Source organism: Pseudomonas sp. 3MAES_34.3B, assembly GCF_058145875.1.
On the sequence record NZ_CM176960.1, the window covers coordinates 3,296,223 to 3,311,768 of the forward strand.

Annotated in this window: 13 protein-coding genes; 9 read left to right on the forward strand and 4 right to left on the reverse strand. The window is 64.6% G+C overall.

Going from position 1 to position 15,546, the window contains the following annotated elements:
• Positions 1-197 precede the first annotated feature (197 nt).
• The 3 genes from AC3Z8Y_RS14450 (at position 198) to AC3Z8Y_RS14460 (ending at position 2,381) form a co-directional block, all read left to right on the forward strand.
• Complete coding sequence (locus tag AC3Z8Y_RS14450) at positions 198-1,214, forward strand: GlxA family transcriptional regulator (protein ID WP_490086391.1); 1,017 nt, start codon at positions 198-200, stop codon at positions 1,212-1,214.
• A 68-nt stretch (positions 1,215-1,282) separates the two neighbouring features.
• Positions 1,283-1,630, forward strand: a complete 348-nt coding sequence (locus AC3Z8Y_RS14455) for a hypothetical protein (protein WP_490086392.1) — start codon at positions 1,283-1,285, stop codon at positions 1,628-1,630.
• Positions 1,631-1,637: 7 nt separating this feature from the next.
• Positions 1,638-2,381: an amidohydrolase family protein gene (locus AC3Z8Y_RS14460; protein WP_490086393.1), complete on the forward strand. Its 744-nt coding sequence runs from the start codon at positions 1,638-1,640 to the stop codon at positions 2,379-2,381.
• A 71-nt stretch (positions 2,382-2,452) separates the two neighbouring features.
• Here AC3Z8Y_RS14460 and AC3Z8Y_RS14465 read toward each other — a convergent pair whose 3' ends face one another.
• The gene (locus AC3Z8Y_RS14465) at positions 2,453-2,986 is read right to left on the reverse strand and encodes a hypothetical protein (protein WP_490086394.1); all 534 of its coding nucleotides are present in this window, start codon (positions 2,984-2,986) and stop codon (positions 2,453-2,455) included.
• A gap of 48 nt (positions 2,987-3,034) precedes the next feature.
• Positions 3,035-5,668, reverse strand: coding sequence for a DNA ligase D (ligD, locus tag AC3Z8Y_RS14470; RefSeq protein WP_490086395.1), 2,634 nt, complete (start codon positions 5,666-5,668; stop codon positions 3,035-3,037).
• Between the two features lie 178 nt (positions 5,669-5,846).
• Here ligD and AC3Z8Y_RS14475 point away from each other — a divergent pair, with 178 nt between their 5' ends.
• The 6 genes from AC3Z8Y_RS14475 to AC3Z8Y_RS14500 all read left to right on the forward strand — a co-directional run bounded on the left by AC3Z8Y_RS14475 (position 5,847) and on the right by AC3Z8Y_RS14500 (position 13,161).
• Entirely contained in the window at positions 5,847-6,479 is a 633-nt protein-coding gene (locus AC3Z8Y_RS14475) for a 2Fe-2S iron-sulfur cluster-binding protein (RefSeq protein WP_490086396.1), read from the forward strand.
• Between the two features lie 10 nt (positions 6,480-6,489).
• Positions 6,490-7,503, forward strand: a complete 1,014-nt coding sequence (locus tag AC3Z8Y_RS14480) for an FAD binding domain-containing protein (RefSeq protein ID WP_490086397.1) — start codon at positions 6,490-6,492, stop codon at positions 7,501-7,503.
• A 14-nt stretch (positions 7,504-7,517) separates the two neighbouring features.
• A complete protein-coding gene (locus tag AC3Z8Y_RS14485) occupies positions 7,518-9,737 on the forward strand; it encodes a xanthine dehydrogenase family protein molybdopterin-binding subunit (RefSeq protein ID WP_490086398.1) in 2,220 nt (739 codons plus the stop codon).
• A 224-nt stretch (positions 9,738-9,961) separates the two neighbouring features.
• Entirely contained in the window at positions 9,962-11,857 is a 1,896-nt protein-coding gene (locus AC3Z8Y_RS14490) for a type VI secretion system family protein (protein ID WP_490086399.1), read from the forward strand.
• Positions 11,850-12,503 (forward strand): DUF2931 family protein, encoded by a 654-nt coding sequence (locus AC3Z8Y_RS14495; RefSeq protein ID WP_490086400.1) that lies wholly within the window; start codon positions 11,850-11,852, stop codon positions 12,501-12,503. The genes AC3Z8Y_RS14490 and AC3Z8Y_RS14495 overlap by 8 nt, the downstream gene beginning before the upstream one ends.
• On the forward strand, positions 12,490-13,161 hold the full coding sequence (locus AC3Z8Y_RS14500) for a DUF2931 family protein (protein ID WP_490086401.1): 672 nt from the start codon (positions 12,490-12,492) through the stop codon (positions 13,159-13,161). Before AC3Z8Y_RS14495 ends, AC3Z8Y_RS14500 begins: the two co-directional genes overlap by 14 nt.
• Positions 13,162-13,279: 118 nt before the next feature.
• Here the strand turns inward: AC3Z8Y_RS14500 and aroA are convergent, their stop codons facing one another.
• Together aroA and AC3Z8Y_RS14510 are read right to left on the reverse strand one after the other, a co-directional pair.
• A complete protein-coding gene (gene aroA / locus AC3Z8Y_RS14505; RefSeq protein ID WP_490086402.1) occupies positions 13,280-14,536 on the reverse strand; it encodes a 3-phosphoshikimate 1-carboxyvinyltransferase in 1,257 nt (418 codons plus the stop codon).
• Positions 14,537-14,615: 79 nt separating this feature from the next.
• A complete protein-coding gene (locus AC3Z8Y_RS14510) occupies positions 14,616-15,515 on the reverse strand; it encodes an EamA family transporter (RefSeq protein ID WP_490086403.1) in 900 nt (299 codons plus the stop codon).
• Positions 15,516-15,546: the final 31 nt, after the last annotated feature.

Genomic DNA, 15,546 nt, shown 5'->3' on the forward strand with positions numbered 1-15,546 from the left:
GCGGTCCAGCGTGATCGCCTGTAACAGGGGTTTCATCCAGCTTGCGCACACTAACGCCGTACAACCGCACGCCTTTGCCTGATTCTTGCTAGCCCAATGGCACACCTGACACCTGAACGACGGCGAGCAGTGCGCAGTTCTCGTCCAAGCCCGGCCATGGCCCTGGGCCCTGGCCTTCCCCGGCGAGACGTCTCCTCATGCGCAAGATCCTGATTGGCATCCTGGTGTTTCCCGGTTTTCAGCTGCTGGACATCGCAGGGCCGCGCAACGCGTTTGGCGAGGTGCGAGTGCTGGGCGAGCATCAATACGAAATCGTGACGGTGGGCACCACGCGCACGCCGCTGCGTTCGGCGTGCGGTTTGACAGTGGTCGCCGACCGCAGCATCTACGAGCCCTGCCCCTTTTTCGATACCCTACTCGTACCCGGCGGCATAGGCGTGTACGACGTGTATGAAGACCCTCGCGTGGCCGCCTGGGTCGTCCGCCAGGCCAAGCGTTGCCGACGGTTGGCAGCGGCCTGCAGCGGGGTGTTCGTGCTCGGCGGTGCCGGTTTGCTCGACCAGCGCAAGGTGACCAGCCACTGGAGCGAAGCGGCCCGGTTACGCGCTGCGTTTCCCCAGGCAAAGGTGTACGCCGAGCCGTTGCGCCTGAAGGACGGCCCTGTGTACACAAGCGCGGGTGCCAGCGCTTCGATGGACCTCGCCCTGCTGCTGATTGAAGAAGACTTCGGCCGCCGGTTTGCCCTCAAGGTGGCCAAATACATGTTGGTGTATTTACAGCGGCCGGGCGGGCAGGCTCAATTCGGCCCCTTGCTCGACCGCCAGGCGCATGGCGATGCGCAGGTGCACGCGGTGCGTGACTATGTGATCGACCGGCTGCAGTACCCCCACACCCTCGCCTCCCTGGCGGAGCGCGTGCATATGAGCCCGCGCAACCTTACCCGCCTGTTCAGCAAGCAGACCGGCATCACGCCCATGGCGTTCGTCAATGATGCGCGCATCGACGCGGCCCGCGAGCTGCTTGAAACCACTGACCTGCCGGTAAGCGAGGTGGCCGAGCGCTGCGGCGTGGACAGCGCCGACAACCTGCGGCGGATATTCGGCAAGCGCCTGGGGCTGAGCCCGCTGGAATACCGCCAGCGTTTCCAGGTGATGGCCAGCCAGGCGGACCTGGAAGCCACCTCCGGGCCCTTGCCTGCGCCGGTAATGTCCTGAGTATGTGCCGGCTGTGCAAAGCCTGGCGGCGTGCGACAATGGCCGTACTTTTCGTGGAAGCCTGACCCATGCATATGAAAGCCGCCCTGTTGATGGGCAATCCTTGCGACGAAGAAGAAGACGACCTGGCATTGCTGTGCTGCCAGGGCACCGACGGCGAAATGCTGTTGTTGTCCCGGGCGCCGGGCGAGGACGACGTGGAACTGGTGTGGGACGAGCAGTCCATCCTGGTGCGTGATTTCAAGGTAACCCTCAGCGAACGCCGCTTGACCATTGACCTTCCGGCAAACGCCGAGGCGCCGTTCGCGAACGTGCAAGTAATCGCGGACCTTGAAGATGCAGTGGCCGACCTGGACGACGCCGAGGCTGCGCTGCACGTGATTCTCGAGGGTACGGGCACTTTCGTTAAGGAGTGAGCCAACGGTGATCTTCGACGCCCATTGCCACATCATCGACCCGCGTTTTCCCCTTATCCCCAATCAGGGTTACCTGCCACCAGCCTTCGATGTGGCAGCCTACCAGGCCCTGGCCGGGCCGCTGGGCATCGCAGGCGGTGCGGTGGTTTCCGGCTCGTTCCAAGGCTTTGATCAAAGCTACTTGATGGACGCGCTGGCACGCCTGGGTGAGGGGTTCGTCGGGGTGACGCAGGTACCGGTAGACATTACCGATGATGCCTTGGCGGATTTGCACCGCCATAACGTTCGCGCGCTGCGTTTCAACCTGCGGCGCGGCGGCTCCGAGCCGCTCGAGCAGCTGGAACGCATGGCCCTGCGCGTTCATCGAGGGTTTGGCTGGCATGTGGAACTGTACGTGGACAGCCGCGACCTGGCCGAGCTGGCACCGCGCCTTTCGCGGTTACCGGCCCTGAGCATCGATCACCTGGGCCTGAGCACCGAGGGTTTGCCTCACCTGCTGCGGCTGGCCGAGCAAGGCGCGCGAGTGAAAGCCTGCGGCTTCGGTCGGGTCGACTTCCCCGTGGCGCCAGCGCTGCAACAGCTTCACGCTGCCAACCCCGAAGCGCTGATGTTCGGCAGCGACCTGCCTTCCACCCGAGCGCCAAGGCCGTTCGAAGCGGCGGATATCACGTTGATTGGCGAAGCGTTGGGAGACGCGGCGGCGCGCGCGGTGCTCTGGGACAATGCCCGGAGGTTTTACCGGTTGGCGTGAGGCCAACTTTAGGGGCTCAGCTCACCCTGTAGGACTGGGCGGAGCCCGGGAATGGCATCGGCTGCGCTGTACTACCCGAAATACTGCAACCACACCGAAAACACCCCCAACACCACCCACACGCCGGTGAAAATCCACGGGGTGCGCATGGAGAACAACAGCGACTGCTTATAGCCCTTCTCCTGAGCCTCATACTTGCTGAACAGCGGGGAGTCGTCGTACGCCATGCCCATGGCGGGCTCGGCACGCAGCAGCTGGTATTGCTTGAAATGCCAATGGTCAATGATGTCGTAGGCGGCGCGGATGCCCGGCCAGGCGTGCAGCGAGCTTACGATGCCCAGTAGCGCAAGGATCGGCGGCACCACCAGGGTGAATACCTTGCCCCAGTCGGGGTTCAGGTTAGCCATGGACGAGGCATAGGCGATCACCAGGAACGACTGCGCGGACAGGTAGGCGTTGGTGCGGTTGGACATCAGCGTGGTTTCGTACTGAATCTCGTGACGGTAAAAGTCCAGCCGGGCCTTTGGCGTGCCGAACATGGCGTTCTCGCTCGCTTCCTGGGCCTGGCCGGGCGTTTCCGGCAGTTCGGTAATGATCTTGCTCATGGTTCTCCGCAGGCTTGAGCCCGGGCCGGGGCGCGGGCCGCAGCCGGGTCAGCTTTTCATGTTGAGCTTCTTGCGCATGGTGCCGGTGATGGTTTGCCGCACCTTGGCGTAACCGGCCCAGGGGTCGTTGCCTTCCATTTCCCCGAGGCGCTCGTGAATGTTGTGGATGTTCCACTGGTTGCCGCCCTTGAGTTCGGCAACTTCCTCGCGGAACACCGGGACCGATACCGGCAACCCCTCGCGGGTGCGGGCAGCGAACGCACAGATGGTGGTAGCCCCCTGTGAATTGCGCAGGTAATCCACGAAAATCTTGCCCACCCGGTTCTTCGGCCCGGACACCGCCGAGAACCGATCGGGCAACAGTTTGGCCAGATGGTTCACCACCGCCTGGGAGAACGCCTTCACGCTGTCCCAGTCATCCTTGGGCTTGAGCGGCACCACAATGTGCATGCCCTTGCCTCCGCTGGTCTTGAGGAAGCTCTTGAGGCCCAGCTCGTCGAGAATGGTCAGCGTAAGCTGCGTAGCTTCCACCATGGCCTTCCACGGCAGCGCGGGGTCGGGGTCCAGGTCGAGAATGAAGCGGTCCGGGTGTTGGCCGTCCTTGGCGGTGGCATTCCAGGTGTGAAATTCCACCGTGCTCATCTGCACCGCGCCGATCAACGCTTCCGGGTTGTCGACGATCATCACCGGCTGCCCGGAAAACTCCGAGCCCAGGCTGGTCACTCCGGGAATTTTCAGCCGTTCGGCGTGCTTCTGGAAGAACAGTTCACCCGCAATACCCTCTGGCGCCCTTACCAACGCCACCGGCCGTTGCTTGAGGTGAGGGAGAATCCACGCTGCCACCTGGGCGTAATACTGGGCCAGCTGCAACTTGGTGGTGCCGCTGGTGGCGTCGATCACCCGGTCGGGATGGGTAATGCGTACCTCGCCGGCAGTGGCTTCGTTCTTTCCCGCCCTGGCCTTTTTCGGTGCTGCCGCCTTCGTGGGGGCTTTTTTCGCAGGCTTTTGCGCAGGCTGGTCATCCGGCTTGAGCTGGCTCGCTTCCACGGGGGTCTCCTGGGTGATCTCAGTGGCGGGCTTGTCCTGGCGAAGGCCATGGAACACCGCATGGCGCACCGAGCCTTCGCGGGTCACCTCCGCATAGGCGACCTCGGCCAGCAGCGATGGCTCCAGCCAATGCACCCCCCGCGCCTCGGCGCCGGTGGGCGGGTTGACGACGGCGGGTTTTTTCACTTCCAGAGGGCGCAGTTCGGCGAGGATGCTTTGCAGCGTGGCCTCGTTGAAGCCCGTGCCTACCTTGCCGGCGTAGCGCAACTTGCCGCTGTCGGCGTCATGCAGCCCCAGCAGTAGCGCGCCGAAGCCATTGCGGGCGCCTTTGGGCTCGGTGTAGCCGATGATCACGAACTCCTGCCGGTGCTTGCATTTGAGCTTGATCCAGTCGTTGCTGCGCCGGTTGACGTAGGCGCTGCCGAGGCGCTTGCCGATCAGCCCTTCCATCTTCATCGAGCACGCGCTATCGAGCAGCGCCGTGGCCGATTCATCGAAGCTCGACGAGAAGCGCAGCGCTTCGTCTTCGTGCTGCTTGAGCACGGCTTCCAGCGCGGCGCGGCGCTGCTCTACCGGCACGCGCGAGAGGTCCATGCCGTTGAGGTACATCAGGTCGAACAGGTAAAACACAATGGAATCGGCGCGGCTGGTTTCGAAGGCGTTCTGCAGTGCCTGAAAATCCGGAACGCCGTCTTCATTGGCAACCACCACTTCACCGTCCAGCCAGGCTGAATCCAGCCCAAGTGCCTCCAGGGCACGGGCCTGCCGAGGCATCTTCGCCGTCCAGTCGTGGCCATTGCGGGTGAACAATTGCGCCTTCCCGTTCTCGATCCGGGCCAGGATGCGGTACCCGTCAAACTTGATCTCGTAGCTCCACTCACCCGCTGGTGCGGTTTCCACCAGCGTGGCCAGTTCGGGCTTCAAGGTTTCCGGCAGGGGTGCTGCCACGGCGCCTTCCAGGCTGGCAGCCTTTTCGGCATGTTTGCCGGTGGCACGGGTTCTGGCAGGTGCCTTCACGGGCGCAGCCGATGCCTTTCTCGACCGGGCGGCCTTGCCACGCACCTTGGGCACCAGGGTACGGTCGCTCAGTACGCTGTCCGGGGCGGCTTCCAGTACGTCGTATTCGTCGTGGTCGCGCGCGGCATCGTCGTGGGACTTGATCAGGAACCACTGGGTCTTGTTGCCGCTCATGTGAGTGCGCACCAGATTCCACACGCCGCTGAGCTTTTCCCCCTGAAGGCGGAACTTGAGCTTGCCCTTTTCAAACGCCTTGTGCGGCTCGTCCTCGGGCTCCCACACGCCGCGGTCCCAGACGATCACGTCCCCTGCCCCGTAGTGCCCCTCGGGTATGTGCCCTTCGAAGCTGGCGTAGTCGATGGGGTGGTCCTCTACCTGAATGGCCAGGCGGCGGTCGCGAGGGTCCAGCGACGGGCCTTTGGGCACCGCCCAGCTTTTGAGGGTGCCATCCAGTTCCAGGCGAAAATCGTAATGAAGGTGGCTGGCGTCGTGCTTCTGGATGCAGAACTGCAGGGCCCGATCATCCACCGCACCCTTGCGCCCTTTGTTCCCACCCGACGGCTCTGGCGTGGCTTCAAAATCACGCTTGCGGTTGTATTCCTGCAGGGCGTCACTCATGTCGCGGCCTCCTTGATCACCTAGGGTTGTGAAGCGATGACGCCGCTGGAGTTCCCGCCGCCAGCCGACCGGCGGGCTGAAACGATTGAACGGTAGCCCAGCCGTGCGGCCCAACCCGAACTACCCTGAAAAATGCCGTGTCAGCGCCCGCAGAGGCGCACCTGATGGAGAACCACTCATGTCGAAAAAGCCTCTGCCCTCGACCGAGGGTAACGCCGGGCACTTGCCCTTTTCCCGCCGCTTGTTGCTCCAGGCCATGGGTGTAAGCGGCACCGCTGCGGCATTGGGTGGTGGCCTTGTAGCCGCCACGCAGGCCACAGGCGCAGAGAATGCAGTGCCTGCCGAGCCTGGCGAGCAAACCCTCACGCTGAAGGTGAACGGCGACCCGAAAACCCTTCAGGTAGACCCGCGCACTACCCTTTTGGATGCACTGCGCGATCGGCTGCAACTTACCGGTACCAAGAAGGGCTGCGACCACGGCCAATGTGGTGCCTGCACGGTGCATGTGAATGGCCGGCGAGTGAACAGCTGTTTGAGCCTGGCGCTAATGCACGACGGGGATGACATCACCACCATCGAAGGCCTGGGCACGCCGGACAAACTCCACCCCATGCAGGTGGCGTTCGTGGAGCAGGACGCCTACCAGTGCGGCTACTGCACCAGCGGGCAGATCATGTCGGCGGTGGCCCTGGCGCACGAGCCATACGGCGACTCCGCAGCGGAAATCAAGGAAGCCATGAGCGGCAACATCTGCCGCTGCGGGGCGTACTCGCACATCCTTGCCGCGATCGAACACACCCGCAAAGCCTGAGGCCGCCACCATGCAGAACTTTACCTTCACCCGCGCCAGCAGCGCGGAGCAGGCGGTACGACTGGCCGCCGCCACGCAAACCGCTCAGCAGGGCGCGCAAGTGCGCTTTATCGCGGGCGGCACCACCCTCACCGACCTGATGAAGCTTGGGGTTGAGCAGCCCGACCAGGTGGTGGACATCAACCGGTTGCCCTTGGCCGATGTGAGCGATACGGCCGATGGCGGCCTGCGGATCGGCGCACTGGTGCGCAACAGCGACCTGGCTTGGCACCCAAGGGTGAAAAACGAGTATCCAGTGCTGTCCCAGGCCTTGCTGTCAGGCGCTTCCGCCCAGCTGCGCAACATGGCCACCACTGGCGGCAACCTGCTGCAGCGCACCCGTTGCATGTACTTTCGCGACAACCTCAGTGCCTGCAACAAGCGTGAACCGGGCACCGGGTGTTCGGCCATCGACGGCGCCAACCGGAACCTGGCGGTGTTCGGCACCAGCGAGCACTGCATCGCCAGCAACCCTTCGGACATGAACGTGGCCCTCACCACCTTGCAGGCCCAGGTGCACATTCTAGGCAGCGGCGGCGAACGCGCGGTGCCGATCAGTGAGTTCTTCCTGCTGCCGGGCGACACGCCTCATCTTGAAACCGTGCTGCAGCCGGGCGACTTGATTACGGCAGTGACCCTGCCGCCGCCCGTCAAAGGCGCTCATTCGGCTTATCTCAAACTGCGTGACCGAGCCTCCTACGAATTCGCCCTTGCCTCTGCCGCCGTGCTGATGCGGGTAGACGACGGCCGCGTGGCCGAAGCCCGAATCACCCTTGGCGGCGTAGGCACCCGCCCCTGGCGGGCCACGGAGGCAGAACAGGCGTTGATTGGCCGGCCCGCGACCGCCGCCAGCTGGCAATTGGCTGCTGAAGCGGCTGTACGCAACGCCACCCCACACAGCGAGAACGGCTTCAAGGTGGAACTGGCCAAGCGCTGCGTGGCGCATTGCCTGGCCACCGTGGCGCTGACGGCGCAAACCGCATGAGCGAGGGCACACCCATGGCACAGACTTCCGAACGCTTCATCGGCCAGGGCCTGCCGCGCATCGATGGCCCGAAGAAGGTCAGCGGCCTGGCCCGCTACACCTCCGACCACCACTTCCCGGGCCTGGTGTACGCGGTACCGGTTACCGCCAGCATCGCCAAGGGGCGTATCACCGGCCTGGACACCCGCGCCGCCGAGGCTTCGCCGGGGGTGATCGCGGTGTTCCATCAGGGCAACCTGGCCGGCAAGCTGTTCCGTCGCCAGCCCAACAAGGGCAAGAGCGACGAGGCCCGCCCGCCCCTTTCCGATGACAAGATCACCTATTACGGGCAATACGTGGCGCTGGTGGTGGCGCGTACCTATGAGCAGGCCAAGGCAGGCGCGGCGGCGGTAAAAGCCACCTATGCGGCCGAACCGGTGGACGTGAGCACGCGGCTCAGCCCTGAAGCGCCGGAGAAAGTGGACACCGAGCGCGGTGACGTGGAAGCCGCCTTTGACGCCGCACCGGTGAAAATCGACTACACCTACACCACCCCGCCGCAAACCCACAACCCGATCGAATTGCACGCCAGCGTCGCGATCTGGGATGGCCAGGCCTTTACCCTCTACGAAACCACCCAGGCAATCATGAACCATCAGCTGGTGATGGCGCAGATGCTGGGGGTAGCGCCGCAGCAGGTGCGGGTGATCACCGAATACCTGGGCTCGGGCTTCGGCGGCAAGCTGTGGCCCTGGACCCATTCACTGCTGGCCGCCGCGGCCGCGCGCGAGCTGGGCAAGCCGGTAAAGCTGGTGGTAGACCGGCGCATGATGTTCCAGACCGTGGGCCACCGCGCCAACACCCAGCAGCGCCTGCGCCTGGCTGCCACGGCGGATGGCAAGCTGACCTGCCTGCGCCACGACTACCTGTTCCATAACGCGCGGCTGGACAGCTACAAGGAAAACTGCGGCGAAGCCACGGGTTTCCTCTACAGCACCCCCAACCTGAAAGCCGCCTGGTCGGTGGCCAAGCGCGACGTAGCGCCGCCCACGTCCATGCGCGGCCCGGGCGCGGTGCCGGGCTTGTACGCGGTAGAGTCAGCGATGAACGAACTGGCCATCGCCCTGAACATGGACCCGCTGCAACTGCGGCTGCAGAACCAGCCCGACCACGACGAAAGCACCGGCCAGCCGTTTTCTTCTCGCCACCTTATCGAGTGCCTGCAAACCGGCGCCGGGCGTTTCGGCTGGAAAAGCCGCGATCCGCAGCCGGGCAGCATGCGCAACGGCGCCGGTGAAGTGATCGGCTGGGGCATGGCGGCCTGTTCCTGGATGGCCAAGGCCCTCCCCGCCAAAGCCACCGTGCAGCTGGGCAGCGACGGCCGCGCCAAGGTGTTCTGTGGCACCCAGGACATCGGCACCGGCACCTATACCGTGATCGCCCAGATGGTGGCCGAATTGACCGGGCTGGAGCTGGCCCGCATCGATGTGCTGATCGGGGATACCCGCCTGCCGCCAGGCCCGATGTCGGGCGGGTCCATGGCCACCGGCTCGCTGGTGCCGGCGATCCAGCAAGCCACCCGCGAGGCCATCGATGAGGTGCTGGACGCGGCCCTGCGCAGCCATCCCACGTTCAGCGGCAAAACCAAGGACGACCTGGTGTTTGCGGACATGGCCGTAAGGCTTAACGGCAGCTCGGGCGAAGCGGTGCCGCTGCCGGCCATCCTTTCCGCAGCCGGCATGGACCATGTGAGCGGCGACGGCGAAGGCAAGGGCAGCGAGGAAGCGGCGAAGAAGGTGTCGCTACATTCCTACGGGGCGCACTTCGTGGAGGTGGTGTGGCAACCGGAAATCGCCCGGCTGAAGGTGAACCGTATCGTTACGGTGATCGACGCCGGCACCATCCTCAACACCCGCACTGGCCACAACCAGATCGAGGGCGCGTTGATGATGGGTGTGGGCATGGCGCTGTTCGAGGCCACCGAATACGACCACCGCAACGGCGCGCCGGTGAACGCCAACCTGGCCGATTACATCGTGACCACCCACGCCGACGCGCCGGAGGTGGACATCATCTTCCTCGACTACCCCGACTACGCCCTCAACCCACTGGGCGCGCGAGGCATCGGCGAAATCGGCCTCGCCGGCATCGCCGCCGCGATCACCGACGCGGTGTGCCACGCCACCGGGGTAAGGGTGCGGGATTTGCCGGTGAAGATCGAAAACCTGCTGGGCACGCCGCAAGTGAGAGCGTGAGGAAGCCCGAGGCATCATAGGAAAACCTTCACGTCCATAGGCGGCCTTGGTTCGCGGCGGTCTATGGAATTTTCCCACAACACATAGAGAATCCTCCGGCATTCAAGCCGGTACCGCTTCTCTAGCATGGCGGCTCCTGCGCGTTCTGCGCCTGTTTCCGGAGCCCCGTCCATGCCTTCACTGGCTCTTCGCGCCTGTGCCTCTCACTGCCCGGAGCGATGGGCATGAAGCGCTATCACATCTTTCGCGGCGACAAAACCACCGCCGGCGGCACTGTCATCAGCGGCAACCCCGCGTGCAAGCTGGAGGGCCGGCCGGTAGCGTGCGAAGGCGACAAGGTGGAGTGCCCCGCCTGCGGCACCGTGGGCGTGATCGTGTGCACCGGCCCTCATCGGCATGCTTACGTAGACAAGGCACAATGCGCGCTGGAAGGCGACCAGTGCCAATGCCAATGCTCGCCAGCGCCCACCCTGATCGCCAACCAGACCAGCATATCTTATGACTTCGGCCCGTCTTCGCTGCCTTTGGTGGGCATGGGGAAGATGGGCGCAGGGCGGTACCGGGCCGCTGCCACGCGTTCAAGTACGCCCGGCGTCGTATCGCACACCCGGGTGACCGCCCCGCCGGCCACAACGCTTGGCCAGCAGCTTGTCGAGGAAGAAGAAGAGGAAGAACCTGCCGAAGGCATCATCGTGCGGATCGGGCTGTTCTTCGACGGTACCGGGAACAATATGGCCAACGCCGAACTCACCGCCGACTGCCAGGCGAGCGACGTGGGTTATACCGAACAACAGGCGCGGGAGATCAGCGCGTACTGTACCCGGGAAGGCTTTGAGGGCGCCGGTGGCGTGCCGGACAGCAGTTATGGGAATGCGTCGAGCAATGTGGCGCGGTTGTATGATTTGTACGTGGATGAAGCGACTACCCAGCTGAGCGAGGATGCCTCCGAAGCGAGCGTCAAGGTATACCTGGAAGGCATTGGCACCAGCAGCGGCCAACCTGATTCGCTGTACGGGCAGGGGTTGGGGATTGGCGCGACCGGTGCGGCGGCGCGGGTGGAGCAGGCGCCGCCGCTGGTGGTGGAAAAGCTGCGACAACTTAGGCGCCATAACCCTGGCCTCGTCGTTCGCCGCATTGAATTTGACCTGTTCGGCTTCAGCCGCGGCGCGGCGGCCGCTCGCCATTGTGCCAATGAGCTGCTCAAAGGCACCAAGAGTGGCTTGGCTAAAGCGCTGCCGGCGGGGTCTCCATTGTTCGCGCCGGTTTTCCGTTGGCGCCATGGCCAAGACTTCATCATCAACTTTATCGGCCTGTTCGACACAGTGCCCGGGATTTCCAACCCGCTACTGGGGGATTTCACCCCTCACGATGGCCACAACCCGGGCCTCGACCTGCGCCTTGCGCCAGGGTGCGCGAAGAAGATCGTGCAACTGGTGGCCCAGCACGAGTTCCGCCACAACTTCTCGGTAATGCTCAGCGACCACGACATTCGCGTGCCTGGCGCCCATTCGGACCTGGGCGGCGGCTACCCGCCGGCGATCAGGGAAACCGTACTGCTCACCCGGCCCGAGCACAGCGAAATACCCTATGAGCAACCGGCCCGTGAATCGCAGGCCTGGCGAACGGCGAAGCGTCAGGTTGAGGCTCACATGCCACCGTACGGCAATGCGTTCACCCAGCCCGGCCAACCGTTGAGCGTGCAGCCCTGGGCCATCGCCCTGCCGTACAACCCGCACCAGGACGCGCGCCGGCTCAAGCGGGTGTATGCCGCGGTGGTCAGCAAGCGGGTGGTGCGCGGGGCGTTGTCGCTGGTGTACCTGCGCGTCATGCGCAAGCTGGCCGTGCGGGCGGGCGTGCCGTTCAAACCCATCGACAAACGCGACAATCGACTGACCTTGCCGGCGGAGCTAAAACCCATCTCGCGCAAGCTGACGGCCTACGCCCTGGGGGAAGCCCCCAATACCCTCACCGAGGCCGAGATGGACCTGCTGCGCCGCTATTACATTCACCTGTCCGCCAACTGGAACGCCGCCCGGGGCAAGAACAACTCCGACCTGTCCGTGCTGTTTATCAACCGCCCGGCAAGTGAGGGGCGGCGTGCCGAATATCCCAATGAATAGCCTGTGGCGGTGGCTCACACTGATCGCAATTCTGACCTTGAGCGCCTGTGCCAAAGGCCCCCATGGGCTTCCCTACGACTCCTGGTATATCGGCGCGCTGGCCCCGCCTTACATGGACGTATGGATCGAAACGGTGGATGTTGCCGATGCCCGAGGCCAGGTGTACAAGCAGGTCGTGTCCGGCGTGGCATCGATGAGCAGCCCTCCCAAGCTGAACGTGGATCCCAGGGGGTGGGCTAGAACCCCTGGCTGGGGCGCCGGCAAGCATGTGCTTGGTGCAGACTTGCCGCTGTGGATCTACGTGCGCTGGCAGTCGCTGGTCGAGCCTGAAACCTACGAAGCCTTCATTCGCGTCGATGCGGCCATGCGCAAGGCCATGGTCACAGGCGAAAGGGCCTTCTGCGCAGCGGACGGCAAATGGATCACCGACTACCCCTACGCCGTGAACATCGGCCTGGCCCCGGGCGGCATCGCCCGGGTCTGGATCGCCGGCCAATGTACCCGCAGCGTGCCCATAGCTCGCGTTCAAGGCCGCGTCGTCGAGGCCGGCCCGTACAACGGCCAGTCTGACGGGCACTATTACCCGCTCGACGACGTCTCCAAAGCCTATATCGAGAAATACGGTGTGCCCTATGGCAGCTGGTAACCGGTGTCGCGGGCCGGGCCTGCTGCTTATAGTGATAGCCACGCTGGCATTAAGCGCCTGCGCCAAGGGGCCTCACGGGCTTCCCTACCATGCTTGGCGGATCGGTCTGTTCACACGCCCTTATATGGACGTGTGGATCGAAACGGTGGATGTCGCCGATGCCCGTGGCCGCGTGTACAAGCGGGCGATGTCAGGGGTGGCGGCAATCACAAGCCCTGCCAGCTTGAAGGCCGACCCGAAGGGCTGGCCGATTGATCCCGCCTGGGGGGCCGGCAAGCACGTGCTTGGCGCAGACTTGCCGCTGTGGATCTATGTGCGCTGGCAGTCGCTGGTGGAACAGCAAACCTACGAAGGCTTTATCCCTGTGGACGCTGCCACCCGCAAGGCCATGAAGCAGGCGGAGCGGGTGTATTGCGATTTCGACGGCAAATGGATCACCGACCACCGCTTCGCCGTGGTGCTCGGCCTGGCGCCTGGCGGCATCGTGTGCATGTGGATCACCGGCCCCTGCCTGAGCTCTGTCCCCATAGCCCGCGTTCAAGGCCGCGTCGTCGAGGCCGGCCCGTACAACGGTCAGTCCGACGGGCACTATTACCTGCTCGATGACGTGTCCAAAGCCTACGTCGAAAAATACGGTGTGCCCTATGGCAGTTGGTAATGCGGGGTACAGCCGCAGGCGTAACCAGAGATAAAATGGCCCACCCTGCCCGCAGGCTGGCACCTACCCACAACCGGCGATGGCGATCCGATGGGGGCGCAAGGCCCCCGCCTCGGCCTCAGGCAAACACCAGCTCCACGCCTAGCTCGCGCAGCGCATCCCAGTAGCCGGGGTAGGTCTTGCCCACGCAGGCGGGGTCCTGGATGCGAATACCGCTGACTTTCAGCCCCGCCAGGGCGAAGCACATGGCCATGCGGTGGTCGGAGTGGGTGTCGATCTGCGCGTCGGTCGCAGTGCCGGCCAGCGCAGGGTCGGCGGCCACCAGCAGGTCATCGCCTTCTACTGTGGCCAGCCCGGGCCGAATGGCGTTGAGGCCGTCGAACAACGCCTGCACCCGGTCGCATTCCTTCACCCGCAGGTTGGCCAGTTGAGTGAAACGCACCGGGGTGGTGTTGAACGCGGCCAGCACGGCGAGGGTGGGCACAGCGTCCTGCATCTGCGAGCCGTCGATCACTGCATCCATATGGGGGAAGCGTGCGATATGCGCCTGCGCCTGCGCGTCCGGCTGAGTGAACGCCTCGTTGGCCACGCCCAGGTCGATACGGCCGTGGGTGAGCGCCTCGGCGGCCCACAGGTAAGTGGCCGCAGAGGCATCTGGCTCGATCAGGTAGTCGTTGGCCCGGTAGCCGGTGGCGGCCACGCGCCAGGTGCTGTCGTCCACGGTCTCCACCTGCGCGCCAAAGGCCTGCATGCAAGCCAGGGTGAGGTCCACATAGCCCCGCGCGCCGATGTCCTTGCCGGTGAGGGCTACTTCAATGGGCGCTTCGCCCAATGCGGCGAGCATCAACAGCGCCGATACATACTGGCTGGACAGCCCGCCGTCGATTTCCAGCCGGCTCACCTGCAGCTTGCCGTTGCCACGCACGGTCACGGGTGGGCAGCCGGTCGGGCTGCTAGCGTCAACCCCCGCCGCGCGCAGGGCCTCGAGCAAGGGGCCGATGGGGCGCTTTTGCATGTAGGCGTCGCCGTCCAGCACCACTTCACCTTGAACAGTGGCGACCGCGGCCGTTAGAAAGCGCACCGCCGTGCCCGCGTTCCCCAAAAACAGTGGCCCTGCGGGCGGCTGCAATACGCCACTGCTGGTGACCACGAACGTGGTGGCGTCGGGCTCTTCGATGGTTACGCCCATCTGCCGCAAGGCCTCGGACATGTGCCGGGTGTCGTCGCTTTTAAGCGCGCCGGTCAGGCGGCTGGTGCCCTTTGCCAGCGCCGCCAGTAACAGGGCGCGGTTGGTGATGGACTTGGACCCCGGTGGCGCCACCCGCCCCTGCAAAGGTGTGCCAGGCGGGACGACGGTGACGGTAGGCAGGCTCATGCGCTTCTCCAGGGGCAAACGGGGAAAAGCGCCGATGATGCCATAAAGCGGCAATCACCGGCAGGGCCGCCATGCCGGTTCAGCGGCCCGAGGTGGCTGGCTGTGCGCCCGGGCGCGCTGCCCACAGGCGCGGGCCGAACACATTGATCAGCAGCCCTACCATCACCAGCGCGCCGCCCACCCATTGCAGGGCACCCAGGCGTTCACCCAGCAAGAGGGCCGATGAGCTGAGCCCGATCACCGGCACCAGCAACGAAAACGGCGCCACCTTGCCGGCGGGGTAACGCGACAGCAGGGTGCTCCACAAGCCGTAGCCAAGCATGGTGGCGATGAAGGCCAGGTACGCCAGGCTGAGGATCGAGCTGAGCTGAATGTGCACAAGCGAATCGACGATCCGCTGCTGGCCGTCAAGCCACCACGACAAGCCCAGGAACGGCAGCGGCGGAATCAGCGCGCCCCATACCACTAGCCCGACCAGGTTCACGTTGCCGAACCGCCGGGTGATGATGTTGCCCATGGCCCACGAGGCCGCGGCACAGAGGGTAAGCAACACCGCCAGCAACGGTGTGGGGTGCGCCCCTTCGAAGCCGATCAGCGCCAGGCCGCCGGCCGCCACCAATAGCCCCAGCACGCTAGCCGGGCGCAGGCGCTCGCGCAGGAACAATGCGGCAAAGAACAGGGTGAAGAACGCCTGGCTCTGCAATACCAATGAAGCCAGCCCCGGCGGCATGCCGTTGGCCATCGCCTCGAACAGGAACGCGAACTGCCCCAACGAAATGGTTACCCCATAGGCCAGCAGCCAGCGCCATGGCAGCTTGGGCCGCTTGATGAACAGTGCGGCAGGGAACGCGACCAGGGCGAAGCGCAGCGCACCGAGCAACATCGGTGGCAAGCCATCGAGCCCGACCTTGATCACAACGAAATTCAAGCCCCAGGCGATAATCACCACCAGCGCCAACAACAGATCCTTGGGTGACATGCTTACTCCTGCGCGTGGCCGGCGACACTGG